We start from the raw sequence: 25612 nt of genomic DNA, 5'->3' as shown, positions 1-25612 counted from the left end.
ATGCGGCGACCGAGGCATCGGAGGCATCCCCAGCAGGCGCGCTGCCTGCTGCGCTGAGGATGCTCAGATGCCGCCGAGCGTGGCCACCAGCACGGCCTTGATGGTGTGCATGCGGTTCTCGGCCTGGTCGAAGACGATGCTCGCTGGCGACTCGAACACCTCGTCGGTGACTTCGATCCCGCCGGCCAGCTCGGGATGGTGCTCGGCGATCTCCTTGCCGACCATGGTCTCGGCGTTGTGGAACGCCGGCAGGCAGTGCATGAACTTCACCCGCGGATTGCCGGCGGCCTGCATCAGCGCAGCGTTGACCTGATAGGGCAGCAGCAGGGCGATGCGCTCGCCCCAGGCTTCGACCGGCTCGCCCATCGACACCCAGACATCGGTGTGGATGAAGTCGACGTCGCGGACCGCTTCGCGCGGGTCCTCGGTCAGTGTCAGCTGCGCGCCGGACTGCGCGGCGAAGGTGCGACAGGCGGCCAGGTGTTCTTCATGCGGCCAGAGCGCCTTGGGCGCGCCGATGCGCACGTCCATGCCCAGCTTGGCGCCGACCAGCAGCAGCGAATTGCCCATGTTGTTGCGCGCATCGCCGACATAGGCGTAGCGGATCTGGTGCAGCGGCTGGTCGCTGTGCTCGCGCATGGTCAGCACGTCGGCGAGCATCTGGGTGGGGTGGTACTCGTCGGTCAGGCCGTTGAACACCGGCACGCCGGAAAACTGCGCAAGCTCCTCGACCACATGCTGGCTGAAACCACGGTATTCGATGGCGTCGTACATGCGCCCGAGCACGCGGGCGGTGTCCTTCATGGTTTCCTTGTGGCCGATCTGCGAAGACGTTGGGTCGATGTAGGTGACGTTGGCGCCCTGGTCGTAGGCGGCGACCTCGAAGGCGCAGCGGGTGCGGGTCGAGGTCTTCTCGAAGATCAGCGCGATGTTCTTGCCCTTGAGGTGCTGGTGCTCGGTACCGCTGTACTTGGCGTGCTTGAGATCGCGCGCCAGATCGAGCAGGTAGCGCAGCTCGCGCTCGCTGTGGTGGGTGAGGCTGAGCAGGTGCCGGTTGTGCAGGTTGAAGGCCATCGGGTTGCCTCCTCAATAGTCGACCGGATCGCGGATGATCGGGCAGGTCATGCAGTGGCCGCCGCCACGGCCGCGGCCCAGTTCGCTGGCATCGATGGTGATGACCTCGACGCCGGCCTTGCGCAGCAGGGTGTTGGTATAGGTGTTGCGGTCGTAACCGATGACCACGCCGGGCTCGAGCGCGACCACGTTGTTGCCGTCGTCCCACTGCTCGCGCTCGGCTTCGTAGCTGTCGCCGCCGGTTGCCACGGTGCGCAGCTTCTGGATGCCGAGGGCTTCGGCGACCACCCCGAGAAAGCTCTTTTCTTCGCGGCGCACGTCGATCCCGCCGGATCTGCTCTCGTCCGGGCGCAGGCTGAAGGGGGTGATCGCCTGCACGGCTTCGGGGTAGATGGTCACCAGATCGCGATCGCAGAAGCTGAACACGGTATCCAGGTGCATGGCGGCGCGGCTTACCGGCAGCCCGGCGACAATCACCCGCTCGGCGGCGCCCTGCTGGAACAGCGATTGCGCCAGCTGGCCGATGGCCTGGCGCGAGGAGCGCTCGCCCATGCCGATCAGCACCACACCATTGCCCAGCGGCATCACGTCGCCGCCCTCGAGTGTGGCGAGGCCGTGATCCTGCTCCGGGTCGCCGTACCAGACCTGGAAATCGGCATGGGCGAAGGTCGGGTGAAAGCGGTAGATGGCGGCGGCGAGCAGCGTTTCCTGCCGGCGCGCGGTCCAGTGCATCGGGTTCAGCGTCACGCCGCCGTAGATCCAGCACGTGGTGTCGCGGGTGAACAGCGTGTTCGGCAAAGGCGGCAGGATGAAGCTGGAGTGGCCCAGGTAGTCGCGAAACATCTGCACGATCTCGCTGCTCTGCGTCCCGCGCAGGTCGTCGGCGCAGACGCCGCCGATCAGGTATTCGGCCAGTCGGCGTGGCTCCAGTTCTTCCATCCAGGCGCGCACCCCGTGATGCAGGCCGAGGCCGATCAGATTGGGCGTCAGCTTGCGGTCGAGCAGCCAGCGCTTGGCGTCGGCGTTGTGCAGGGTTTCGGTGAGCAGGTTGTGCATTTCCAGCACCTCGACGCCGCGCTCGCGCATCTTGGTGACGAAGTCGAAATGGTCACGCTTGGCCTGGCTGACCCACAGCACATCGTCGAACAGCAGTTCGTCGCAGTTGGATGGCGTGAGACGTTGATGGGCCAGGCCCGGCGAGCAGACCAGCACCTGGCGCAGCTTGCCGACTTCCGAGTGCACGCCCAGGGGTGCGGTGGGAATAGCCATGAGGAAATCTCCTGTCATGCCCCTGGCCTTGCCCGACGGCAGGCCAGGCCGATCAAAGGGTCAGGAAGCCGTCATACAGGCCGTAGGCGGCGATCAGTGCACCGATCAGCACGCCGGCGAAGATCAGCTTTTCCAGCAGTGTGAACACCGGCTGGCCACACTCACGCCTGGCTCTGGCGAACAGCAACGCGCCAGGGGCATAGAGCAGGGCCGACAGCAGTAAGTACTGAACACCACCGGCATACAGCAGCCACGCGGCATAGAGCAGAGCGACCAGAGCGATCAGCAGGTCCTTGCGGCGCTCGCCCGGTTCGTTCTCGTAGCTTTCTCCGCGCCAGCTCACCAGTACCGCATAGGCAGCTGACCAGAAGTAGGGCACCAGGATCATCGACGTCGCCAGGTACAGCAACTTGAGGTAGGTGGCGTCGTTGAACAGGGTGATCACTAGCATCAGCTGGATCAGCCCGTTGGACAGCCACAGCGCGTTGCTCGGGACTTGCCGAGCGTTCTCCTTGCGCAGGAACGCCGGCATGGTGTGATCCCTTGCGCCGGCGAAGAGAATCTCGGCGCAAAGCAGCGTCCAGGCCAGCAGGCCGCCGAGCAACGAGACGATCAGGCCGACGCTGACCAGCAAGGCCCCCCAGCGCCCGACCACATGCTCCAGCACGCCGGCCATCGACGGGTTCTTCAACGCCGCCAGTTCCGGCTGGCTCATGATGCCCATCGAAAGCACGTTCACCAGCACCAGCAGAAGCAGCACGCCATAGAAGCCGATCACCGTCGCCTTGCCGATGTCCCGGCGATCCTGCGCCCGTGCCGAGTAGATGTTGGCGCCTTCGATACCGATGAATACCCAGACGGTGACCAGCATCATCCCGCGCACCTGGTTCATGACGCTGCCCAGTTCCAGGTTGCCTTTGCCCCAGAAGTCGGCGACGAAAATGTCGAACCTGAAGGCCAGCGCTGCGAGCACGATGAACAGCACCAACGGGACGACCTTGGCGATGGTGGTGATCAGGTTGAGGAAGGCGGCCTCGCGAATGCCGCGCAGCACCAGGAAGTGGATGGCCCAGAGCAACACCGACGCACAGGCGATCGCCAGCCCGGTATTGCCCTCGCCGAAGGCTGGGAAGAACAGTCCGAGGGTGCTGAACAACAGCACCATGTAGCTCACGTTGCCGATCCAGGCGCTGATCCAGTAACCCCAGGCCGACGAGAAGCCCATGTAGTCGCCAAAGCCTGCCTTGGCGTAGGCATAGACGCCGGTGTCCAGCTCGGGTTTACGGTTCGCCAGCGTCTGAAACACCAGCGCCAGCGTTAGCATGCCGACCCCGGTGATTGCCCAGCCGATCAGCACCGCGCCAGCGCCGGCGCTGGCCGCCATGTTCTGTGGCAGCGAAAAGATGCCGCCGCCGATCATCGAGCCGACCACGAGTGCAACCAGCGCGCTCAGGCGCAGCTTTTGCGCAGATTGAGACATTCGAAAACGCTCCCTATCGTCGATTCCCAGCTATCAAGCGCTTGTATCGCTGCGTCAGAACTGACCTGAGTCAGCGTTACGGCTGTTCGCGGAGTATTGACCACATAGTGCGTTTCATCCTGTTTGTCTCATCGGCGCTGGCGATGTGCATCGCGAAGCAGCCTTCACCGATTCGCGAACGGCGTGCCGTTGCTCCAGCCGCCGCCCAGGCTGCGGAACAGGTCGACCAGGGCGATCTGTCGTCGTGTGCTGGTCTCGATGTAGTCGGACTCATTGGTGAAGTGGCTACGCTGCGCATCGAGGTAGCGCAGGTGGCTATCCACGCCGCCCTCGTAGCGCGCCTTGGCGAGCTTTAGCGTCGCGTTGCTGGTGTTGGCCAGGTTCCGCCGTGCGGTTTCCTCGCGCCGCAGGGTGTCGGTGGCGCTCAGTGCGTCGGCCACTTCGCGGAAGGCGGTCTGGATGGTGCCTTCGTAAGCCGCGACGGCCGAGTCCTTGCGTACCTTGACCAGGTCCAGGTTGGCGCTGTTGCGCCCGGCATCGAAGATCGGCAGCGACAGCGTCGGCACGAAGCTCCAGGCACGCGAACCGCCATCGAACAGCCCGGAGATTTCCGCGCTGGCCGTGCCGAAGCTGCCGGTCAGGCTGATGCGCGGAAAGAACGCCGCGCGGGCCGCGCCGATGTCGGCGTTGCGCGCCTTGAGCCGATGTTCGGCAGCGAGAATGTCCGGGCGGCGTTCGATCAGTTCGGACGGGGTGCCCGGCGCGATGTCCTGAATCAGCATGGGCTTGTCCTGCGGCACCTGCGGGACGTGCTGTGCCGCGTCCGCGGTGCCGAGCAGCAGCACCAGGGCGTTGAGCGCCTGCTGCTTCTGCCGTGCGTTGCTTTCCAGCTCGGCGCGGGCCTGCTCGACCAGCCCGAGCGCTTCCTGATAGTCCAGTGCGGTAGCCGCGCCGGCGGTGCGCCGCTGGCTGATCAGGCCCAGCGAGTTTTCGCGGCTGGCCAGGGTCTGCTCGGTGAGCAACAGGCGCCGCTGGGCGCCGTCGTAGGTGAGATACGCCTGGCTGACTTCGGCGATCAACGCGATGCGCGCGCTGCGGCCGGCTTCCTCGGTAGAGAGGTATTGCTCCAGCGCCGCGTCGGTCAGGTTCTTCACCCGGCCGAACAGGTCCAGCTCGTACTCGGGCAGCGACACGCCGACCTGATAGCTGCTGCTGACGCGCGAGCTGCCGCTGTTGGACAGGTCCGCCGGCAACCGCTGGCGATTGCCATTGGCGGAGCCATTCAGGCCGGGTACGCGGTCGGCCCGCTGGATGCGGTACTGGGCGCGCGCCTGCTCGATGTCCAGCAGGGTCTGGCGCAGCGAGCGATTGTTGTCCAGGGCAATGCTCACCAGCTGGCGCAAGTCAGGGTCGACGATGAAGCGCTGCCACTCCAGGCTGGCCGCCGCCGTACCCGTCTGGGAGGCGGCGCTCCAGCTCTGTGCCACCGGCGCTAGGGGGCGTTCGTAGCTGGGCGCCAGCGAGCAGCCGGACAGGGTGAGGGCCAGCAGCATGAGGGCAGGTTTGCGCAGGGCGGTCATTGCGCGGTCTCCGAGGGTTGATGCGCAGTTTTGGGCTGGCGACGCAGCAGCGACAGCAGCCAGACGAAGCAGATGGGCACGAAGATCACCCCCAGCAGGGTGGCGCTGAGCATGCCGCCGATGACTCCGGTGCCGATGGCGCGCTGGCTGGCCGCGCCGGCGCCGCTGGCGATCACCAGCGGTACCACGCCGAGAATGAACGCCATGGAGGTCATGATGATCGGGCGAAAGCGCAGGCGTGCCGCCTGGATGGCGGCGTCGCGCAAGCTGTGGCCCTGTTCCCAGAGTTCCTTGGCGAACTCGACGATGAGGATCGCATTCTTCGCTGCCAGGCCGATGATGGTGATCAGGCCGACCTTGAAGTACACGTCGTTGGGCAGCCCGGTGGCTGTCACCGCGAGCACCGCGCCGAGGGCGCCGATCGGCACGATGAGCATCACTGCCAGCGGAATCGCCCAGCTCTCGTAAAGCGCTACCAGCAGCAGAAACACCACCAGGATCGCCAGCGCGAACAGTTGGCTGGCCTGGCCGCTGGCGACCTTCTCCTGGTAGGAGAGGCCGGTCCATTCGTAGCCGATGCCGGTTGGCAGCTCGGCGGCCAGGCGCTGCATCTCGGCCATCGCTTCGCCGGTACTGACGCCGGGCGCGGCGTCGCCGGAAATGCGGATCGACGGGTAGCCGTTGTAGCGCGCCAGCTGCACCGGGCCTTCTTCCCAGCCGGTACTGACGAAGGCGGACAGCGGCACCAGCTCGCCGGAACTGTTGGGTACGTAGAGCTTGAGCACGGCTTCCGGCGTCATCCGGTCGCCCTGTTCGGCCTGCACCACCACGCGTTGCTGGCGGCCGGCGTTGGCGAAGTCGTTGATCACCGAGGAACCGAACGCGGTGGACAGCGCGCTGCTGATGGACTCGAAGCTGACACCCAGCGTGCGCGCCTTTTCCCGGTCGATCTTGAGGCGCAGCTGCGGCGCCTCGGCGAGGCCTTCCATCATGGCGTAGAGAATCTTCGGATTGCCGTTGGCCTGGCCGAGCAGCTGGTCGCGGGCCGCCAGCAAAGCCTCGCGGCCGAGGCCGGCGCGGTCCTGCAGACGCAGCGAGAAGCCGCCAGAGTTGCCCAGGCCGTCGATCGGTGGCGGCGTCACGGCCATGATCGCGCCGTCGCTGATGCCGGCGAAGCGCTCATTCACTGCGGCGGTTTCCGCTTCGGCGGATTGCGATTGGTCGCGCACCGACCAGTCTTTCAAGGTCGGAAAGGCCAGCGCGGCGTTCTCGCCCATGCCGGAAAAACTGAAGCCCATCACCAGGAAGGACGACGCCACCGCCTCGCGCGATTGCAGGAACTGCTCCAGCTGCTGGCCGGTGACATCGGTGCGCGCGCGGGTGGCGCCCGGCGGCAGCTGGATGTCGACGATCATGTAGCCCTGGTCCTCCACCGGCACGAAGGATTCCGGCAGGCGCAGGTAGCTGTAGCCGAGCAGCGCGACGATGCCGGCATAGATCAGCATGTAGCGTCCGGCGCGCCGCGCCAGCGCACCATTCAGCCGGGTATAGCGCTCGGTCAGGCGAGCGAAGCCCCGGTTGAAGGCGCCGAAGAAACCGCGTTTTTCGTGGTGGCCCTCGGGAATCGGCTTGAGCAGCGTGGCACACAGTGCCGGGGTGAAGGTCAGGGCGAGAAAGCCCGAGAACAGGATCGACACCGCCAGCGACAGCGAGAACTGCTGGTAGATCACCCCGACGGAGCCGGCCATGAATGCCAGCGGCAGGAACACCGCCGAGAGCACCAGGGTGATACCGATGATCGCGCCGGATACCTGGCCCATCGCCTTGACCGTGGCGGCGGGCGGGGAGAGGCCTTCCTCGGCCATGATCCGCTCGACGTTCTCCACCACCACGATGGCGTCGTCCACCAGGATGCCGATGGCCAGCACCATGCCGAACATGGTCATCATGTTCACCGAGAAGCCCAGCAGGTACATCATCGTCAGCGTGCCCAGCAGGCACACCGGCACCACGATCGCCGGGATCAGCGTGTAGCGCACGTTCTGCAGGAACAGGAACATCACCAGGAACACCAGCACCATGGCTTCGATCAGGGTGTGGATGACCTTCTCGATGGCCACGCCGACGAAGCGCGAAGTGTCGTAGGGCACCGAGTACTCGACGTCGTCGGGGAAGTTGGCTGACAGCTCGTCCAGCCGCTGCTTCACCAGCGCGGCGGTCTGCAGCGCGTTGGCGCCGGGCGAGAGCTGGATGGCGCCGGCCACGGTGGGCTTGCCGTCCAGACGCGCGGTGAAGTTGTAGCTTTCGCTGCCCACCTCCAGACGCGCGACGTCGGCCAGCTTCACGGCAGAACCGTCCGGATTGGCGCGCAGGACGATGCGGCCGAACTCGTCCGGGTCATCCAGGGTGCCTTTCACGGCGAGGGTGGCGGTCAGTTCCTGCTCGCTGCTGCCGGGAGAGGCGCCGAAGCTACCGGCCGGCACCTGCACGTTCTGCCCGCGGATGGCGTTGCTCACGTCATCGATGGACAGGCCGTAGCCGACCAGCTTCTGCGGATCGATCCACACGCGCATGGCGGCTTCGGAGGAGAAGAACTGCAGCTTGCCGACGCCGGGCACGCGGCGCAGCTCGTTGTTGATGTTGCGCGCCGCGTAATCACCCAGGGCGGTGGTGTCGCTGCGCTGTGCGCCTTCCTTGTAGCTGAGCGCGTAGATCAGCAGGAAGCCGGCGCTGGTCTGCTCGACTTCCAGCCCCTGCGTGAGCACGGCCTGCGGCATGCGCGCCTCGGCCTTCTTCAGGCGGTTCTGCACGTCGACCTGGGCCAGTTCCGGGTTGGTGCCGGGCTGGAAGGTGACCACCACCTCGGCCATGCCGTTGGAGTTGCTGGTGGACTCGAAGTAGAGCAGGCCCTTGGCGCCGTTGAGCTCCTCCTCGATCACGCTGGTGACCGAATCGACCAACACCTGCGCCGAGGCACCGGGGTAGGTGGCGGTGACGGTGATCTGCGGCGGCGCCACGCTGGGGTATTGGGAGACCGGCAGCAGGGGAATCGCCAGCAGACCGGCCAGGGTAATGAACAGCGCCACCACCCACGCGAAGTTGGGACGCTTGATGAAGAACAGTGACATGTGAAATTCCTCGCGGAGGCTTCGCTTACGATCTGCGGCGCGGCGGCGGAGCGGTGGGGCATTCTCTCACCTGCATCCGCCTTGGTCTGGTTCGCAAGATCGTCGATGGGCTTACTGGCGCGATGCCTGCTGTGACTCCTGGGCGGTACGGGGCTCGACCTTGGCGCCGGGCTGCAGGCCGATGAGGCCACCGACGATGACCTGCTCGCCACCGGACAGGCCCTGGCTGATCTGCCAGCGCGAGCCATGCATGGCGCCGGTCTGCACCTGGCGCGTCTCGACGCGGCTGTCGGCGCCGATCACCAGCACGTGGGCACTGCCATCGGTGGTGCGCTGCACCGCGCGTTGCGGCACGAGAATGGCGTTGGCGTCGGTACCCTGGGGGGCTGTAACGCGCACGTACATGCCCGGCAGCAGCAAGCCGTCGGCATTGTCGAACTTGCCACGCAGCGAGACTTGACCAGTGCCGCGGTCCACCGAGATGTCGGAGAACAGCAGCTCGCCCTCGCGTTCGTAAGGCGTGCCTTCGATGCGCAGGCGCAGGACCTGGCTCTGGCCGGCGGCGAGGTTGCCGCTCTGCAGGGCTTCACGCAGGCGCAGGGCGTCTGCCACCGGCTGGGTGAAGTCGGCGTAGATCGGGTCCAGCTGCTGGATGCGCGCCATCAGCGTGGCGTCGCCCTGGCCGACCAGCGCGCCCTCGGTCACCAGCGCACGGCCGATACGCCCGGAGATCGGCGCCTTGACCGAGGCATAGCCCAGGTTCAGCCGCGCGGTTTCCACGTCCGCCTGGGCCGAGCGCACCGAGGCCTGGGCGCTGCGCAGGTCGGCGGTGGCGCTATCGAAGTCCTGCTGGCTCACTGCTTCGATCTTTACCAGCGGTTCGTAGCGCCTCACCCGTGCCTGGGCCTCCTGCTGCGCCGCCTGCGCGCGCGCCAGTTCGCCTTCGGCGCGCGACACCGCGGCCTTGAGCGGCGCGGGGTCGATCTGGAAGAGCAGGTCGCCGGCCTTCACGTCGGCGCCTTCCTCGAAGCGCTTCTGCACCACGATGCCGGCCACCCGCGCGCGCACCTCGGCGACGCGCATCGGCTCGATGCGTCCCGGCAATTCCGACGTGAGCGTGAGCGGCTCGGTCGCTACCGTCACCACATCCACCGGACGGGCCGTCTCGGCGGCCGGCTCCGGCGCTTCGGATTGTTCGCAGCCCACCAGTACCGCTACCAGCGCACCGGCTATTCCCAACGCACGCAACCTGCCCATGTTTTCACCCGGGTCCGTTTGATCGAAAAGGCGCGCATGATCCTAGGTCGATCTATTTGAGTCAATAAAGTCTCAAGTGAATCATTTTAGGTGTAAAACGTATCGCGTCCTTCACAAAGCGCCGTTCGCTTCTTCACAATGAGGCGTGACCGCGACCTGACTGAGACCACGAATGACGCTATCTGCTCATGATGAACGACTCCTCAAAGCGCTGGCCGTGGCTATCGTCGATCGCCCGCGCGCGACGCTGAAGGAGCTGGCGGAAGCAGCCGGCGTGAGCAAGGCGACGCTGCATCGTTTTTGCGGCACGCGTGACAATCTGGTGGAGATGCTCATGAGCTACGGCGAGCGCGTGCTCAACCAGGTGATCAGCGATTGCGAGCTGCAAACCACCGAGCCGCTGATCGCGCTGCGCAGGCTCATCCACGAGCACCTGACGCATCGCGAGATTCTGGTCTTCCTGATGTTCCAGTACCGCCCGGACAGCCTCGACCCGGCTGTCGACGGCCGCTGGCAGCCCTACAGTGATGCGCTGGATGCCTTCTTTCTCCGCGGACAGCAGGCTGGGGTGCTGCGTATCGACATCACCGCGGCGGTCTTCACCGAACTCTTTCTCGCACTGATCTACGGCATGGTCGATGCCGAGCGCCGCGGGCGTGCGGCCAGCTCCAGTTCCGCGGGCATGCTCGAGGGGATGTTCCTCGATGGCGCAGCCATAACCCGCTGAGCTGATCTGCACTGCCTGCGCAGGAGGCCAAGCGGCTGTTCGCCTCCCTTGCGGCGGGCGCCACTTGGAGTCGGGCAGGTTGGGCATGGCGGTAGCGCCATGCCCCGAGGGCACTCAGCGCACCTTGAACCGGTTGACGACAGCCGTGAGGCGCCCGTTGGTGTTCAGCAGCGATTCGGCGCTGCGGTCGACGCTCACGCCACTTTCCACCAGCTCATCGACGACGTGCCGCACGGCCACCATGTTGCGGTTGATCTCCTCGGCCACCGCGCTTTGTTCCTCGGCGGCCGTGGCGATCTGCGTGCTCAGGTCGTTGATGTGCACCACCGAGCCGGCCATCTCGTCCAGCCCGACGGTGACCTGGGCGGTCTTGTCCGCCGTGGTCTGGCAGCTGACCTTGGTCTGTTCCATGGCCTGCACGGCGGAACCGACTGCCTCCTGCAGTCGCTGCAGCGTCTCGTTGATTTCCGAGGTGCTCTGCTGCGTACGTGCGGCCAGGGCGCGGACCTCATCGGCGACCACGGCGAAGCCGCGGCCTTGCTCGCCGGCACGTGCGGCTTCGATGGCCGCGTTCAGTGCCAACAGGTTGGTCTGTCCGGCGATGTCACCGATGACGCCCAGCACGTCGTTGATGCGCTGGGCGTCGGCCTCCATCGCCTGCACCTTCGCCGTCGCGCTTTCAACTTCGCTGACCAGCGACCGAACGCTGCTGGAGGCATCGTCGACGACCCGCTTCGACGAGAGGGCGTTGTGATTGGCGGTCTGGGTGAAGGTGGCGGTATCGCTGGCGCTCTGCGCAACGGATTCGGCCGTCGAACTCATTTCGTTGATGGCGGTGACAGCCTGGTCCGTTTCCAGCGCATGCCGCGCCAGGGCCTCGTTGGTTGTGCGGGACAGTTGCTTGAGCTGGCCGATCTCGCTGTGGATCTGCGTGGTGGCGTCGCTCACATCGATCATCATCTTCTGCAGATAGCCGATGAAACCGTTGACCGAACGTCCTACCTGATCGACTTCGTCATCGCCCTTGATGGCGATTCGCTTGGTCAGATCGGCGTCGCCCGCCGACAGTGCATCGATGTTCGAGCGCAGCACGCCGAGGCGCTTCATCAGCTGGTTGAGGGCGACGATCATCAGCGCCAGCAGCACGACGACCATGGGAATCTGTAGCGATGCGAGCGTCTTGAGCATGGCATCGCTGCGCGCTTCGAGCTGCGCGGTGGGCAACGCCGCCGCCAGCAGCCAGGGCGTGCCTTCGATCGGTGTCAGGAAGAAGCTGAATGCTTCACCGTCCTTGGCGCTGTAGGTCGTGTGCTCCTGCTGCGAGCGACCCGCGAGCGCCTGCTGGATGGTGGCGATGAACGGCGACTGGCCGGCCAGCTCCGCGACGTTGCGCAGCACCATGTCGCCCGGCAGCTGCGGCTGGTTGCTGAGGATCTTGCCGTCGGCCTCGACGACCATCACCTCGCCGCCGATCTCATCCTGCTTCTCGACGACCAGTCGATTGAAGAAGCCGAGCGTCAGGTCGATCGTCGAAACGCCCCAGGCGGTGCCGTTCTGGTAGATGGTCATCGCGCAGTTGGTACGTGGCTCGGCGCTGGCGTCGTCCTTGTAGGCCGCGGCCCAGACGCATTTCCCGCGCGGAGCCTGCATGCCGCCACGGTGCCAGGGCTGGTCGAAGTAGTTCAGCGATTCGGCCGAATTCCAGTGCGTGTTGACGATCAGTTCTCCCGCCGGATCGCGGTGATAGAAGGTGCTGTGTTTATCCTGTCCGGCGGTTCGCGCACCCGGCATGGGCCAGATTCCGCCACCAAACACCTTCACGTCACCGTACTGATCGATCAGGCCAGGCAGGATGCGGTCGATCTCATCGCTTTCCAGCATCGGCACGGTCTGGGTAATGCTGCGTGCCTGGGCTTCGACGCGCGCCAGCTCCATCGCGATGTGCTCACCGATTTCGGTGACCTGCGACATCACGATGGTTTCGCCCGCAGCCATGAGTTGTGGCGCGACGAAGCGCTGGATGCCAAGCATCGTCAGCAGCATGACAAGCAGCACGAAGCCGATGAAGGTGATGGTGTAACGCGCCTTTATCGTGTTGAAAGCGAACATCTAATCCTCAGCATTAAGACAGCCGGCCCGGCAGATGGGCGTGGCGACGGCGTTCTATCGGCGCGTGGGTGCGATGCATGAGCTTCGGCTGACCGGCGGTCCGCTTACACGAGAACTGCCCGAACCGAGCCGTGGGGCTATCGCCACAGTGCGACTGAATTGAGCTGATGAAATTCGACCCGAACGGTGACCGGGATTAATCCACAGATGCTGTGGATAACGGCGTTGATATCTCGAGAACAACTCGCGCGGCGCCTTGCTGGCCGGGTGCTAGCTGCGAATTGAGTGTTTTCTGTTCGGTAATGCCTTTCAAATCAGGGGGATGCGCCGTCAGCGACAGGCTGCCGGGCACGGTGACGCGCTGCTCGGCCGCAACGCGCAACGCATCGAATGGCGCGGGACGAAGCTCACGGACGAGCTGAGCCGCGACCCCGGTTTTCTATGAAGAAGGACCGGGCCGTGCGTGCTACGGAATCAACAAGGCCACCAGCGCGGTGGCGACGATCAGCACGGCGATGACATGGCTCGAACTCAGGCCCCACGCACGCTGGCGCGAATTGCGATCGAACCGGCCGCGCGCGTCGTGCAGCCCGTTGACCGGCTCGAACAGGTTGCCCGCCTGCGGCGCCAGCTCCGTGTCGCCGCTCATCTGGCCGGACCAGGCGCTGCGCGCCAGCAGTCGATCGAGCAGCCCCGGAAAAAACAGCGTGCCGATGATCGCCTTGATGGTCGGCGCCCCGAGCCACAACTCGCGCGGCGGCGCGTTCACCACATTGAAGATGGCTCGCGCCGCGACGTAAGGATCGTGGATCGGCGGGACCGGTTGAACGCGCTTGCCGAGCTTGTTGCGCGCCCAGTCGAACTGGGGCGTGTTCATCGCCGGCAGCTGAACCATGCACAGCCTGATCTTGCTGGCGTGGTGGATAAGCTCGCACCTCAGCGAGTCGGTAAAACCACGCACCGCGAATTTGGCGCCGCAATAGGCCGATTGCAGTGGAATGGCGCGATAAGCCAGCGCCGAACCGACCTGGATGATCAGCCCGCGGTTGCGCGGACGCATCAGCTCGAGCGCCGCCAGCGTGCCGTGCACAGTGCCCAGGTAGGTCACTTCGGTGACATGCCGTATCTCTTCCGGCAGCAATTGGTCGACCGGGGCGAATACCGTCACCATCGCCGAGTTGATCCAGACGTCCACCGGGCCGAGTTCGGCCTCGAATCGCTGCGCAGCGCTGTTCAGTTGTTGCGCGTCGGCCACGTCCGCACTGATCGCCAGCGTCGCGACCTCGTACGGCTGCAACTCTTCCAGCGTCAGCGCCAGACCTTCGTCGCTGCGCGCCACCAGGCCGATGGAATAACCGGCAGCGGCGAAAACATGGGCAGCAGCACGCCCGACACCGGCGCTGGCACCGCAGATCACTACCACCGGACGGTCAGGGTTGTTCATTCGTTTCGCCTTGCAAACGTTCGAGCAGTAGAGGCACGCGCAGGCACAGGGTTCCCTTCACCTGTGGCCAAATGCCCGCTATCCGGTGTTTCACGGCCGGCCCGGCTTGCCGAACAGCGCGTCGAGTTCCGCACCGGAGGCGGCATCGGCAAAGCCGTCGAAGCGGCCGTGCCCGGCGAGCTCGCGTGCCGCGCGCAGAAAGCCGCCCCAAGCCGCCCGCGCCAGGGCGCCACCGACACTGATGCGTCGGACGCCAAGGTCGGCGAGGTCCTGCACGGTCAGCTCGCTGTCCCAGCCGATCAGCACGTTGACCGGCTTAGGCGCGACCGCGGCGACGACGGCGCTGATCTGCTCACGCGTGCGGATGCCCGGTGCATACAGGCAGTCAGCGCCGGCAGCGGCATAGGCCTGCAGGCGCGAAATGGCGTCGTCGAGATCGGCGCGACCGACGAAGAAGTTTTCCGCACGGCCGATCAGCACGGTATCGCCGCCGTGCGCATCGATCGCAGCGCGCGCGGCCGCGATGCGCTCGACCGCCTCGGAAATGTCGCGCAGCGGTGCCTGCGCATCGCCGGTCGAATCTTCGATGGACAGGCCGGCCACGCCGGTCTCGATCGCCAAACGCACGTTTTCAGCGACGCCTTCGGGCGTGTCGGCAAAGCCACTCTCGAAATCGGCGTTCAGCGGAAGGTGGGTGGCCTGGGCCATGCAGCGCAGGTGCGCCAGCACCGCGTCGCGGGGCAGCTGGCCATCCGCACGGGCGCACGACCAGGCGTAGCCCGAACTGGTTGTGGCCAGCGCCTTGAAGCCGAGCCCGGCCAGTACGCTGGCGCTGCCGGCATCCCACGGATTAGGCAGCACGAAACAACCGGACTGATGCAGCGCGCGAAAGGCGGCGCGCTTTTGCGAAACACTGGGAGGGTTCACGAAGTTCTCCTTGGCGCCGCCGTCTTTCGCCTTCCGGGCTCGCCGGCAGCGCAACCAGGCTGCGCTGCCGGCGAGGGCAAGAACGAAGGGGCGGGCAAACGTGGCACCGGTTCGATGCAGGCAAGTCAGACCAGCAAGCCTAGTCTCAACTCGCCAATTGGCGCACGACGGGTGCTTCGCAAAGGGTGCCAACAGCTCAGAAGCTGATGACGGTCTTCAAGCCGAACACGACGCTGTCCCGCTCATCGGCATAGCCGCCGGGTTGGTGGAAGTACTGGATGTTCGGACTCAGCGAAACCGCCGGGGTCACCGCGATGCGGTAGTAGAGTTCGGCGGGGTACTCCCTGTCCGGTACCGGCTCGCCTTGTTCGCGCAGACGGCGGCGCGAATCGTCGTTCACTTCCAGCCGTGCGAGGGCCAGGCCGACTTCGTCGTCGGGGCGGCCGGCGAAAGGGGCGGAAAGGATGCCGCCGACCTGCCAGACCCGCTCGATGTAGGTCACGTCCGGGTCGGACTGGATGAAATGGGCGAACAGCTTGAAGCGCCTGGCCGCCACCGCGGTGCTCTGCCAGAGCTGCTGCTCGGCCATCAGATAGCCGCCGCTGGCCTGGTCATGCTCGGCGGCCGGCGCGCCGGAAAGCGCCATCGGACGCCCGGCAGCGTCCCGATAGACATCCTCGAAGTCGCCGGTATTGCGCCACAGGCCCAGCCGATAGGCGCCGGGCTGGCCGGCGAAGGTCGGCGTCCAACCCAGTTCGGCGACCGCGTGGTAGCCCGTGGTGCCCGACGGGCTGCCGAAGTTCAGGCCCTGCCCGCGCTCGGTGAAACGCGGATTGACCTGATAGAGCGCCGTCTGCAACGACCATTCTTCGTTCAACTGATAACGCGCGGTGGCGCCCCACTGACTGATCGGCCAGGTGTACCAGTTGGGCGTGATGTAGCCGGGCACCGTGCCGCAGAAACCGAGGTTCTGGAACGGGCAGGCGAAGGGGAAAACCTCGCCGCTCATGGGCAGACGACCGAGCTTGACCAGCAGGCGGTCATCCAGCAGCGCCTGCTGGTAATAGAACTGCACCAGCCGTGTGGTGCTGCCGTAGCCATAAATTTCCTGCGGTTGCAGCAGCACGTCGAGGTCCGCCTCGGCGTTGAGGTTCTCGCCGTTGCGGTTGACCACCGTGAAGCGGAAACCGGCGCCGGACCAGCCCAGTAATTTCTCCAGATCCAGCGCGGCATCAAACATCAACTGATCGGAGTAGGTGCCGGTGTGGTCATCGCCGCCCTGGGTGTTCCAGGCCAGCTCGTTGACGTAGGTGATCTGCAGATCGACGCCGGCCTCATGCAGGCGGGTGCGGCTGCCGTTCCAGTCGCCGAGCAGGAACTGGTCGGGTGAGTAGTCCGCCGCGTGGGCAGCAGTGAACAGGCAGGCGGCGAGAAGGCCGCTGCCGAAGCGCAGGCTGGTTGTCATTGTTTTGATCCTTTGGGATGTAACGGTGCGGCGTGCAGCGAATATCGTTAGTTGCAAGGCCTATGTAATGAACGATATTCGCGTGCACTTCTGCCCATTGGTAACGCCTGACTACATTGCTAGTTGGCGTTACCGGTTTGTTCAGTTGGCGTTTGAATTGCTGGCCTAATGTCCGCCGCCAGACTTCACTCCATCGTGCGCTTGCCTGCGAACGAAATGGCGAATGCTTTCAAGCTCTGCGTCTGTCAAATCCGGGAATTTAGGCATCCCGTTGGCAAGTAGCGCGCCACCGCGAACGACACTCTCAAAGGCCTTTTCATTGCCTTTGAGCAATATCGGCGACTCCCGCAGGTCGGGTGCTTTCATACCCGCAACAGCTCCGGCGCCATGACAACCAACGCAGAGGTTTTCCGCAAAAACACCCGCGCCGGCCTCTGCTTTCTTGGCATCGATCTCAAACTTCGCATCGATAATGGGTTTGGCAAGCTGCGGTGCCGGCTGTTTGGGGATAACCGCTTTTCCGTCCAGCGAGAAGGTCATGATGCGGCGCTCATGCGCACCATATTTCCAGCCATGGCTTTCAAAACCCAGTTCACCGGAGCCGCCGAAGTTGGAGGCCAATGCACCACCGGGGCCCACCAGCAGGGAAACCATCTGCTTGCCATCGAGCTTGTAGGTAATCGGTGGCGCAGAGATACCGAGGCCCACGTCATAGGACCAGAGTTCGTCGCCGGTGCGGGCATCGTAGGCTTTGAACAGGCCGTCAGGCTGGCCCTGGAAAACCAGGTTGCCGGCGGTGGTCAAGGTTCCGCCACCCCATGGGCTCTTCTGGTTGACTTGCCACACACGCTCATTCTTGATCGGGTCCCAGGCCTGTAGGGAGCCGCGTGATTCATGCGGGTCTTTGGTCAATTCCCAACCAGTCAGCCCCAGGTAGAGTTTGTGACTCGCCATCTTGTGGCCAGGCTTCGTGTCCTTGCCATTGTCCTTGAAGGTGTTGCCCAAGTGGTTGGTGGGGATGAAGGCGAGATTCAACTCGGGGTTGTAAGACATCGCATGCCATGAGTGCGCACCGAATGCCGAGGGGTAGATATTCTTCTCGCCATCAGGATATCTCGCGCCTTCAGCAACAATATGGCGCTGTTCTTTCAGGTCATATTTGGTTGACCAGTTGGCGTCTGCGAATTTCTCGGCGGACAGTACCTTGCCGTTTGAGCGGTCGATCGTATAGAAGAAGCCGTTCTTCGGCGCATGCAGTACCGCATCAACATCCTTGCCATCGATTTTCAAATCGGCCAGCACGATGTCCATGTTCGAGTTGTAGTCCCAGGTGTCGCCTGGGGCAGTTTGTACGTGCCATTTGTATTCGCCGGTATCCGCATCTACCGCTACGACAGAACACAGGAACAGGTTGTCGCCACCCTCCGGGCTACGCACCTTGATGTTCCAGGGGCCGCCGTTACCTGTACCAAAGATGAGCTGGTTGTATTTGGCGTCGTACGTCCAGCCGTGCCAGGCATTACCGCCGCCGCCGTTCTCCCACCACCGGCCACTCCAGGTCTTGGCCGCCATCTCCTGAGCGGCATCCTCGAATCCATCGGCAGGATTGCCGGGAACGATATAGAAACGCCAGACCTGTTTGCCGGTTTCGGCATCGTAGGCAGTTACATACCCACGCATCGGGCCAAGTTCGGTTCCGCCATTGCCGACGAATACCTTGCCGTCGAAGGCCTTGGGATGGCCGGTGATATTCAACGGCTGGTCGTGATCGAAGGTACGGGTCTGCCAGACTTCCTTGCCGTCTTTTCGGTTGATTGCAATCAGGCGGCCATCCCAGGTGGCAATGAATAACTTGTCGCCGTAGGTTGAAAGGCCGCGATTATGCTTCCAGAAGACCTTCTTCATGTTGTTGTCGAGGATCTCTTTGGAAACTTGCGGATCATATTCCCAAAGCATCTTGCCCGAGCGAGCGTCGAATGCACGGGTTCTGTTCATTTCACCCACGTAATACATGACGCCATCGACCACCAAGGGCGTCCCGACCATATCGGAACGGTCCGGCAGCGGCGCGTACCATTCAGGCTTGAGCTGGCTGACGTTATCTACATTGATGTCTTTGAGAGGGCTGAACCTCTGCTCGGAGTGCGTTCGCCCATAAGCCAGCCAATCAGCAGTATTTGATTCATCAGATAATTCCTTGTCGGTAATGACTCTGTCTGATGCATGCAGCGGCGTGATCGCAAAAAGCGAGGCAGCCATGATTAGGTGCACCCTTAGGTTTGACTGTTTGGATTTCATTTTTATTATTCCTTGTTTAGGGTTTCAGGCGTGCGTGGGTACAACGAGCATTTATGAATAAAGGCTCTTGTGGTGTTTCTTTTGTTGTTAAGTCGGTATCGGTATTGCGCCCCGTGATAGCGCGTAATGGCATGCGCATATCACGGCTTTTCAAATTATTTATTTAAACTTTTATATGGCCTGCTTCGCCGTTGTGACCCGCTGCGGTGACGAGCCACGGAAAAATGTCACCGCTTCGCCTGGACTGGCAGGGCGAAGTGTTGGATACCCGCGCTGGCCGGGCAGGCTGCCTTTGGGCGGGGAGGGGGTGGGGTAGCTCATGGTGTTTCCTCCGATGTATGGCCGGATCGGTTGACGGCCGTGTTGTTGTTCAAAGCAAGGGGGAGGGTGGACCGGCGACCGTGCTTGCGACCGGGCACGGCAAGGGGCGGGCGCCGAGCTCCAGACCCTGCCAGGCCAGCACACGTTGATAGCGGTCGGACAGTGACTCGGCTTCGCTCCAGGCGCCTGGCAGCCGCTCACCGAGCGCCAGATGGCTGTCGGCCTGGCAGCGCAGGTCGCTGGCGCAGGCGTGATAGAAGCGGTTGACGACTTCGGCCATCGGCTCGCGCCAGTCGTCCATCAGCAGGGCCGCGTGCGCGAGCACTGCCGGGCGGCCGTCGCGGCTGCGCCGCCAGCGCTGCGCGGTGCCGGCCAGCTTGCGGCCCTCCAGCGTCAGGTTGTAGCGGCCGTCGCAGAAGGCACCCGGCACCGCGCCGACTCCGGCCCGCAGGCCATGTTCGGCTAGCCACAGCGCCAGGGGATCGAGGAGACGCTCGTAGGCGACGACGATGCGCCTGTCGATCTCGTCGCTGGCCGGCAGGGCGCAGGCCAGGGCGACATTGAGCACGGCCGGTGATTGCGGCACCGGTTCACCGCCGGTATCGCGCAGCAGGATCGGCCAGCCCTGCGCCGCGCAGCGTTGGCTGGCCAGAGCGAAGCCGGGCCGGCGCTCGAAGCTGCCGGGCATCACCAGCGCCTGGCCGGTGGGGCGCCAGAGCAGCAGCTGGCAGTCGAACAGTCCGTCGCAGACGCGCTGCAGCAAGGCCCGCTCGGCATTCAGACCGGCTGCCACGCTGAACCGGGCGATGCCGTTCATACCGCGTGCTCCTCGATACGCCGGCACAGATCATCGAGAAACTCCGCCGCGGGCGAGCCGTTGACGGCGCGATGGTCGAAGGTCAGCGACAGGCCCATCCACTCGACTTCCATCAGCTCGCCGCTCGGCCCGAGTTCCAGCCGCCGCTGAATGCCACCGACACCCAGAATCGCTACCTGCGGCGGATTGAGGATCGGCGTGAAGTGATGCACCCGCGACAGCCCCAGGTTGGATACGGTGAAGGTGGCGCCGGTCAGTTCCTTGACCGACAGCTTGCCGGCCAGGGCCTTGTCCACCAGCGCCTTGCGCGCCTGGCACAGGCCTTCGCCGTCCAGCTGTTCGGCACTGAACAGCGCCGGGGCGACCAGCAGGTCGCCCGGCAGTGGGATGGCGAGGCCCAGATGCACCGCCGCGTGCTGGTGAATCACCTCGTCTTCCAGCGTGGCATTGAGGCTGGGGTGGGCCTTGAGCGTCTCGATCACCTTGAGCAGCAACAGGTCCTGCACGGACACCGCGCTGCCCTCGGCCTTCAGCTCGGCGCGGCGGGTCTTCAGCGCATCCAGCCTGCATTCGCTGTGGTGGGTCAGTTGCGCGGTGGTCTGCAGGCTTTCGTGCATCTTCGCCGCGATCATCTTGCGCATGCCCTTGAGCGGCACCCGTTCGGGGGCGCGCTCGGGCAGGATTTCCAGTCGAGTCATGGCTATTCCACCTGGCCGATGACCGCACCCTTGGCGATCACCGCGTCTTCTTCCTCGATGATCTTCAGCACGCCGGCAGCCGGCGCCTCGATCTCGAACTGGGCCTTTTCCGACATGACCTCGGCGACCAGGTCACCGGCGGCCACTTCGGCGCCGTCGCTGACCAGCCAGGAGGTGATCACCGCTTCGGCGTCGCCTTCCCAGAGGTCGTCTGCAATCACGATGGGGGTACTCATAAACGTCATTCCTTATGCATGGCGTGATAGGCGGCCACGATCTTGTCCGCGTTGGGCAGGGCCCATTGCTCCATGACCGGGGTGAAGGGGATGGGGATGTCGGGGAAGGCCACCCGTTGCGGGCGTGCCTTGAGCATGCCGATGTCGTGCTCGACGACGCTGGCGATGATTTCGCCGCTGACGCCGAAGCTGTGGTAGTCCTCGTCGATCACGATCAGTCGGCCGGTCTTGCGTACCGAGGCGATGACGTGCTCGCGGTCCAGCGGCACCAGGCTGCGCAGGTCGATGACCTCGGCGCTGACGCCATCCTTTTCCAGCAGCGCGGCGGCGCGCAGGGCGTGGTGCACGCCAGCGCCGAGGCTGACCAGGCTGACGTCGCGGCCCTCGCGCACGGTCCTGGCCTTGCCGATCTCGACGATGTAGGGCTCTTCCGGCACCGGCACCGTGGCGCCTTTCTCGGTGCCCAGCCAGCCCATGCCTTGCAGCGCCTTGTGGAAGAGGTAGACGACCGGGTTGTCATCGCGAATCGCCGCGGTCATCAGGCCCTTGGCGTCGTAGGCATTGCTCGGCACCACCACCTTCATGCCCGGCAGGTGGGCGAAGGTGCCGTACAGGCACTGCGAATGCTGGGCGGCGTCCGAGTAGCCGGCACCGGTGGAGGCCATCAGCACCATCGGCACCGGCACCTTGCCGCCGGAGAAGTAGGTGTTCTTGGCCATCAGGTTGTAGATGGCGTCCATGCAGACGCCGAAGAAGTCGACGAACATCAGCTCGACGATCGGCCGCATGCCGTCCGAAGCGGCGCCCACCGCGGCACCGATGAAGGCCGTTTCGGAGATCGGCGTGTCGCGGATGCGCGTCTTGCCGAACTCTTCATAGAGGCCACGGGTGTTGCCGAACACACCGCCGAGCTGGCCGATGTCCTCGCCCATCACGAATACGCGCGGGTCCAGACGCATCTCCTGCGCCACGGCTTCGGCCATGGCGCGGGCGACGGTGAGTTTTCTTTCCTTTACTGCTGTGGTCATGGTGGTCTCCTGCTCAGCCGGCCAGCGCGCTGGGGCTGACGATGATCTTGACGTTGCGGTCCTTGTGGTTGGCCAGCTCCTCGAAGCCCTGCTCGAGGATGTTGTCCAGGCCGATGCGGCCGGTGATCAGCGGGGTGACGTCCATGCGGCCGTCGGCGATCAGGGCGATGACGTCGGCGAACTCCCCTGCATAGGCGAGCGAGCCGATCACCTGTTTCTCGGTGGCGACGATCTCGAAGAAGTTGAATTCCGAGGGCTCCTCGAAGATGCCCACCATCACGCAGCGACCGGCCTTGCGGATCACGTCGAGGGCGAGCTTGGCGGTGGCCTTGTGGCCGATGCACTCGAAGGAGGTGTCGGCGCCGTAGCCGCCGGTGAGCGCCTTGATCTCGGCGATGGCGTCGCACTCGCTGGGGTCGATGACCCGCGTGGCGCCGACTTCCAGCGCCTTGGCCTTGCGCGCAGCGGACATTTCCAGGGCGATCACCTGGCCGGCGCCGGCGGCCTTGGCGCACATGATGGTGCACAGGCCGATGGTGCCGGCACCGACCACCACAACCGTCTCGCCGAGCAGGCTGCCGGCCTTCTTCACCGCGTGCATGCCGACCGCCAGTGGTTCGATCAGCGCGCCGGCCTCCAGCGGAAAGCCTTCGGGCAGGCGGTAGAGCAGCTCGGCGGGTACGTTGACGAATTCGGCGAAGGCGCCGTTGTTCATCAGACCCGTGAAGGCCAGCTGCTCGCAGAGGTTGTACTGGCCGGTCTTGCAGAAACGGCACTGACCGCAGTGCTGGCAGGCATCGGCGGCGACCTTGTCGCCCGGTGCGTAACCCTCGACGCCGTCACCGGTGGCGACGATCTCACCGCAGAACTCGTGGCCGAGGATGCACTGGCCCTTGATGCCGGTGAGCGGGTGGGGCGCGTCCACCGGGATGAACACCGGGCCGGCGAGGTATTCGTGCAGGTCGGAACCGCAGATGCCGCACCAGTGCACGCGAATCTGCACCCAGCCCGGTTGCGGCGCGCCGGGCAGCGGCACCTGTTCCAGGCGAATGTCCTTGCGACCGTGCCAGACGGCGGCGGTCATGGTGGCTTGGCTGTTCATGGGGTGTTCCTCGTGTTGTTGTCGGGCGGGCTCACACGAACACTTGCTCGAGCGCTTCTTCCGGCCGCGGGTACGGGCTTTCGCGGGCGAACTGCACGGCTTCATCGATGCGCCCGCGGGCACGCGCCGCGATGTCCTCGGCCTGCGTCTCGCTCATCACGCCTTCGTCGATCAGGCGCTGGCGGTAGCCGGGAATCGGGTCCTTTTTCATCAGGCCGTCCTTCTCACCCTCGGGGCGGTAGGTTTCGCCATCGCCCATGAAGTGGCCGGCCAGGCGGTAGGTCTCGATCTCGATCAGGGTCGGGCCGCCCCCGGCGCGGGCGCGCTCGATGGCTTCGCCGGCCGCGCGGAACACGCCGTCCGGGTCGTTGTTCTCGACGAACACACCGGGCATGCCGTAGGCCGCGGCGCGCACGTGGTGTTGCTTGATGCAGGTGGCGCTGGCCTTGGCCACCGAGATGCCCCAGGCGTTGTCCTCGATGACGAACACCACCGGCAGCTTCCACAGCGCGGCGAGGTTCAGCGTTTCGTGGAAGGCGCCCTGGTTGGCCGCGCCCTCGCCGATAAAGGACACCGCCACCCCGGGCTTGCCCTGCATCTGCCGCGACAATGCGGCGCCAACGGCCGGGCCCATGCCCTCGGCGATGATTCCCGAGCAGGAGAAATTCACCCGGCCATCGAACAGGTGCATATGCCCGCCGCGCCCGCCGGAAAGCCCGGTGGCCTTGCCGAAGATTTCGGCCATCATCTCGTTGAGGTCGACGCCCTTGGCCACGGCGATGTGGTGCGGGCGGTGGGTGGCGGTGACGATGTCCTCGGCGTTCAGGTGGGCACAGACGCCCACCGCACAGGGCTCCTGGCCATTGGAAAGGTGCATCTCGCCGGGAATCGGCCCCTTGGCCATATTGAACACCGGCGTCTTGCCTTCCATGTAGATGCGCTCGATGGATTCCTCCATGTAGCGGCTGGTCAGCATCTGTTCGTACATCCACAGGCGCTGCGAGTTGTTGGGCTGGGTCATGGTCGACTCCCTTGTGTTGGTGGTCAGATCGCGCGTTCGTTGAGCAGCCGGCCGATCTGCTCGGCCTGGCGCAGGGCCAACGCGACGATGGTGAGGGTGGGGTTCTGGCCGCCGCTGGTGGTGAACTGGCTGCCGTCGGAAACGAACAGGTTGGGGATGTCGTGGCTCTGGCCCCACTTGTTCACCACGCCGTCACGGGCCTTGGCGCTCATGCGGTTGGTGCCCATGTTGTGGCTGGCCGGGTAGGGCGGCAGCTCGATCACGTCGGTGGCGCCGGCGGCCTCGTAACACTTGGCGGTGGCGGCGACGCCGTGCTTGCGCATGGCGGCATCCATGGGGTGATCGCTCTTGGTCACCACCGGGATCGGCAGGCCGTACTGGTCCTTTTCGGTGGCGTGCAGGGTGATGCGGTTGCTTTCCAGCGGCAGGTCCTCGCCGCACAGCCAGACGCCAGACATGTGGTTGTACTTTTCCATCCGCGAGGCGAACTGGCGGCCCCAGCCCTTGGGCGTCGGGTCGAGGAAAGCGGAGAGGAAGGGCAGGCCGAGGGCGAGGATTTCCAGGCGGTAACCGCCGACGAAGCCGCGTGAGGGGTCGTTGTAGGACTCGTCGGAGATCACCCCGGCGCAGGTGGTGCCGCGGTGCATGTTCACCGGCTTGGGCATCACGGCGAAGATGCCGGCGGTGGTGTGGGTCATGTAGTTTCTGCCGACCTGGCCGGAGGAATTGGCCAGCCCGTCGGGGAACATCGAGGAAGCGGAGTTGAGCAACAGCCGTGGTGACTCGATGGAGTTGCCGGCCACACAGACCACCCGGGCCTTCTGCCGCTGGATGGTGCCCTGGGCGTCGGCGTAGACCACGCCGTTCACCTTGCCCTTGGCGTCGTGCTCGATGCGCAGCACCATCGACTGCGGCCGTACCTCGCAGTAGCCGCTGGCTTCGGCGCGCGGGATGTCGGTGTAAAGCGTCGACCACTTTGCGCCCATCTTGCAGCCCTGCATGCAGAAGCCGATCTGCTGGCAGGCGGCGCGGTCGTCGTAGGGCTCGGTGTTGATCGCCATCGGCCCGGAGAGAATCTCCTTGTAGCCGACCCGCTTGGCGCCGGTGGCCAGCACCTTGAAGGAGTTGTGCCAGGGGTGATAGGCCATGCCGGTGCTCGGCCCGGTCACGCCCATGTGCTTCTCGGCCTTCTCGTACCAGGGCGCCATTTCTTCGAGCGTCACCGGCCAGTCGAGCAGGTTGGCGCCGGCGATATCGCCGTTGATGCTCCGCATCTTGAATTCGAAATCACGAAAGCGCAGGGCGATGCCGGCCCAGTGCACGGTGCTGCCGCCGACGCCCTTGACGATCCAGGCCGGCAGGTTGGGGTTGTTCTCGGCCAGGTGCCAGTCGCCGGCGGCGATGCGCTTGTCGAGCCAGGAGATCTTCTTGAACATCGCCCACTCGTCGTTCTCGATGTCCTCCAGCGTGTGCCGCTTGCCCGCCTCGAGCACCACGCTGCGAATCTTCTGTTTGGCCAGCGCGTTGGCAAGCGTGCCGCCGCCAGCGCCGGAGCCGATGATCACCACGACGCCATCGTCGTCCTGGGCAAACGTTGCCATGGGGTATTCCTCGTCTTGTTCTTGTTGTTG

At 64.9% G+C, this 25612-nt stretch carries 19 protein-coding genes; 1 reads left to right on the top strand and 18 read right to left on the bottom strand.

The annotated features are described in order from the left end of the window. Nucleotides 1-63: 63 nt before the first annotated feature. The 6 genes from NAV27_RS11545 to NAV27_RS11520 form a co-directional block, all read right to left on the bottom strand. Entirely contained in the window at nt 64-1074 is a 1011-nt protein-coding gene (locus NAV27_RS11545; RefSeq protein WP_008567959.1) for an ornithine carbamoyltransferase, read from the bottom strand. A 12-nt stretch (nt 1075-1086) separates the two neighbouring features. Further along, entirely contained in the window at nt 1087-2343 is a 1257-nt protein-coding gene (gene arcA, locus NAV27_RS11540) for an arginine deiminase (protein WP_102828304.1), read from the bottom strand. A 52-nt stretch (nt 2344-2395) separates the two neighbouring features. After that, nucleotides 2396-3823: an arginine-ornithine antiporter gene (gene arcD, locus NAV27_RS11535; RefSeq protein ID WP_008567957.1), complete on the bottom strand. Its 1428-nt coding sequence runs from the start codon at nt 3821-3823 to the stop codon at nt 2396-2398. A 164-nt stretch (nt 3824-3987) separates the two neighbouring features. Beyond that, on the bottom strand, nt 3988-5394 hold the full coding sequence (locus NAV27_RS11530) for an efflux transporter outer membrane subunit (RefSeq protein WP_102828658.1): 1407 nt from the start codon (nt 5392-5394) through the stop codon (nt 3988-3990). Nucleotides 5395-5399: 5 nt separating this feature from the next. Beyond that, on the bottom strand, nt 5400-8531 hold the full coding sequence (locus NAV27_RS11525) for a multidrug efflux RND transporter permease subunit (RefSeq protein WP_102828305.1): 3132 nt from the start codon (nt 8529-8531) through the stop codon (nt 5400-5402). 111 nt (nt 8532-8642) lie between these two features. After that, the gene (locus NAV27_RS11520; RefSeq protein WP_102828306.1) at nt 8643-9788 is read right to left on the bottom strand and encodes a MexC family multidrug efflux RND transporter periplasmic adaptor subunit; all 1146 of its coding nucleotides are present in this window, start codon (nt 9786-9788) and stop codon (nt 8643-8645) included. A gap of 172 nt (nt 9789-9960) precedes the next feature. Here NAV27_RS11520 and NAV27_RS11515 point away from each other — a divergent pair, with 172 nt between their 5' ends. Next, nucleotides 9961-10515: a TetR/AcrR family transcriptional regulator gene (locus NAV27_RS11515; RefSeq protein ID WP_102828307.1), complete on the top strand. Its 555-nt coding sequence runs from the start codon at nt 9961-9963 to the stop codon at nt 10513-10515. Nucleotides 10516-10629: 114 nt separating this feature from the next. Here the strand turns inward: NAV27_RS11515 and NAV27_RS11510 are convergent, their stop codons facing one another. From NAV27_RS11510 to NAV27_RS11455, 12 genes are all read right to left on the bottom strand, one after another. Beyond that, complete coding sequence (locus NAV27_RS11510; protein ID WP_102828308.1) at nt 10630-12624, bottom strand: methyl-accepting chemotaxis protein; 1995 nt, start codon at nt 12622-12624, stop codon at nt 10630-10632. A 466-nt stretch (nt 12625-13090) separates the two neighbouring features. After that, complete coding sequence (locus NAV27_RS11505) at nt 13091-14068, bottom strand: SDR family oxidoreductase (protein ID WP_102828309.1); 978 nt, start codon at nt 14066-14068, stop codon at nt 13091-13093. 90 nt (nt 14069-14158) lie between these two features. Next, the gene (locus NAV27_RS11500) at nt 14159-14995 is read right to left on the bottom strand and encodes an isocitrate lyase/PEP mutase family protein (RefSeq protein ID WP_102828310.1); all 837 of its coding nucleotides are present in this window, start codon (nt 14993-14995) and stop codon (nt 14159-14161) included. Nucleotides 14996-15191: 196 nt separating this feature from the next. After that, nucleotides 15192-16460 (bottom strand): carbohydrate porin, encoded by a 1269-nt coding sequence (locus NAV27_RS11495; RefSeq protein ID WP_102828311.1) that lies wholly within the window; start codon nt 16458-16460, stop codon nt 15192-15194. A gap of 165 nt (nt 16461-16625) precedes the next feature. Beyond that, nucleotides 16626-18758 carry a PQQ-dependent dehydrogenase, methanol/ethanol family gene (locus tag NAV27_RS11490; RefSeq protein ID WP_102828312.1) on the bottom strand — a complete coding sequence of 711 codons (2133 nt, stop codon included), beginning with the start codon at nt 18756-18758 and terminating at the stop codon, nt 16626-16628. A 370-nt stretch (nt 18759-19128) separates the two neighbouring features. Continuing rightward, a complete protein-coding gene (locus NAV27_RS11485; RefSeq protein ID WP_043295727.1) occupies nt 19129-19896 on the bottom strand; it encodes a lipoate--protein ligase family protein in 768 nt (255 codons plus the stop codon). After that, nucleotides 19893-20594 carry a 2-oxo acid dehydrogenase subunit E2 gene (locus tag NAV27_RS11480; RefSeq protein ID WP_077683432.1) on the bottom strand — a complete coding sequence of 234 codons (702 nt, stop codon included), beginning with the start codon at nt 20592-20594 and terminating at the stop codon, nt 19893-19895. Before NAV27_RS11480 ends, NAV27_RS11485 begins: the two co-directional genes overlap by 4 nt. Nucleotides 20595-20596: 2 nt before the next feature. Next, on the bottom strand, nt 20597-20830 hold the full coding sequence (locus NAV27_RS11475; protein WP_023444395.1) for a lipoyl domain-containing protein: 234 nt from the start codon (nt 20828-20830) through the stop codon (nt 20597-20599). Between the two features lie 5 nt (nt 20831-20835). Next, nucleotides 20836-21858: an alpha-ketoacid dehydrogenase subunit beta gene (locus tag NAV27_RS11470; RefSeq protein ID WP_102828313.1), complete on the bottom strand. Its 1023-nt coding sequence runs from the start codon at nt 21856-21858 to the stop codon at nt 20836-20838. Between the two features lie 13 nt (nt 21859-21871). Further along, a complete protein-coding gene (locus NAV27_RS11465) occupies nt 21872-22942 on the bottom strand; it encodes a 2,3-butanediol dehydrogenase (RefSeq protein ID WP_102828659.1) in 1071 nt (356 codons plus the stop codon). Nucleotides 22943-22991: 49 nt separating this feature from the next. After that, nucleotides 22992-23981 carry a thiamine pyrophosphate-dependent dehydrogenase E1 component subunit alpha gene (locus NAV27_RS11460; protein WP_102828314.1) on the bottom strand — a complete coding sequence of 330 codons (990 nt, stop codon included), beginning with the start codon at nt 23979-23981 and terminating at the stop codon, nt 22992-22994. Nucleotides 23982-24004: 23 nt separating this feature from the next. Next, nucleotides 24005-25582 carry a GMC family oxidoreductase gene (locus NAV27_RS11455; RefSeq protein ID WP_102828315.1) on the bottom strand — a complete coding sequence of 526 codons (1578 nt, stop codon included), beginning with the start codon at nt 25580-25582 and terminating at the stop codon, nt 24005-24007. Nucleotides 25583-25612: the final 30 nt, after the last annotated feature.

Source organism: Stutzerimonas degradans, assembly GCF_024448505.1.
In the GTDB taxonomy this organism is placed as follows: Bacteria; Pseudomonadota; Gammaproteobacteria; order Pseudomonadales; family Pseudomonadaceae; genus Stutzerimonas; species Stutzerimonas degradans.
This window is presented reverse-complemented; position numbering and strand designations above follow the sequence as displayed.

What these genes read in the sequence shown, in the direction of transcription:
- NAV27_RS11545 (WP_008567959.1), bottom strand. Translation starts at nt 1,074, where the DNA reads ATGGCCTTCAACCTGCACAACCGGCACCTGCTCAGCCTCACCCACCAC.
- arcA (WP_102828304.1), bottom strand. Translation starts at nt 2,343, where the DNA reads ATGGCTATTCCCACCGCACCCCTGGGCGTGCACTCGGAAGTCGGCAAG.
- arcD (WP_008567957.1), bottom strand. Translation starts at nt 3,823, where the DNA reads ATGTCTCAATCTGCGCAAAAGCTGCGCCTGAGCGCGCTGGTTGCACTC.
- NAV27_RS11525 (WP_102828305.1), bottom strand. Translation starts at nt 8,531, where the DNA reads ATGTCACTGTTCTTCATCAAGCGTCCCAACTTCGCGTGGGTGGTGGCG.
- NAV27_RS11520 (WP_102828306.1), bottom strand. Translation starts at nt 9,788, where the DNA reads ATGGGCAGGTTGCGTGCGTTGGGAATAGCCGGTGCGCTGGTAGCGGTA.
- NAV27_RS11515 (WP_102828307.1), top strand. Translation starts at nt 9,961, where the DNA reads ATGACGCTATCTGCTCATGATGAACGACTCCTCAAAGCGCTGGCCGTG.
- NAV27_RS11510 (WP_102828308.1), bottom strand. Translation starts at nt 12,624, where the DNA reads ATGTTCGCTTTCAACACGATAAAGGCGCGTTACACCATCACCTTCATC.
- NAV27_RS11505 (WP_102828309.1), bottom strand. Translation starts at nt 14,068, where the DNA reads ATGAACAACCCTGACCGTCCGGTGGTAGTGATCTGCGGTGCCAGCGCC.
- NAV27_RS11495 (WP_102828311.1), bottom strand. Translation starts at nt 16,460, where the DNA reads ATGACAACCAGCCTGCGCTTCGGCAGCGGCCTTCTCGCCGCCTGCCTG.
- NAV27_RS11490 (WP_102828312.1), bottom strand. Translation starts at nt 18,758, where the DNA reads ATGAAATCCAAACAGTCAAACCTAAGGGTGCACCTAATCATGGCTGCC.
- NAV27_RS11485 (WP_043295727.1), bottom strand. Translation starts at nt 19,896, where the DNA reads ATGAACGGCATCGCCCGGTTCAGCGTGGCAGCCGGTCTGAATGCCGAG.
- NAV27_RS11480 (WP_077683432.1), bottom strand. Translation starts at nt 20,594, where the DNA reads ATGACTCGACTGGAAATCCTGCCCGAGCGCGCCCCCGAACGGGTGCCG.
- NAV27_RS11475 (WP_023444395.1), bottom strand. Translation starts at nt 20,830, where the DNA reads ATGAGTACCCCCATCGTGATTGCAGACGACCTCTGGGAAGGCGACGCC.
- NAV27_RS11470 (WP_102828313.1), bottom strand. Translation starts at nt 21,858, where the DNA reads ATGACCACAGCAGTAAAGGAAAGAAAACTCACCGTCGCCCGCGCCATG.
- NAV27_RS11465 (WP_102828659.1), bottom strand. Translation starts at nt 22,942, where the DNA reads ATGACCGCCGCCGTCTGGCACGGTCGCAAGGACATTCGCCTGGAACAG.
- NAV27_RS11460 (WP_102828314.1), bottom strand. Translation starts at nt 23,981, where the DNA reads ATGACCCAGCCCAACAACTCGCAGCGCCTGTGGATGTACGAACAGATG.
- NAV27_RS11455 (WP_102828315.1), bottom strand. Translation starts at nt 25,582, where the DNA reads ATGGCAACGTTTGCCCAGGACGACGATGGCGTCGTGGTGATCATCGGC.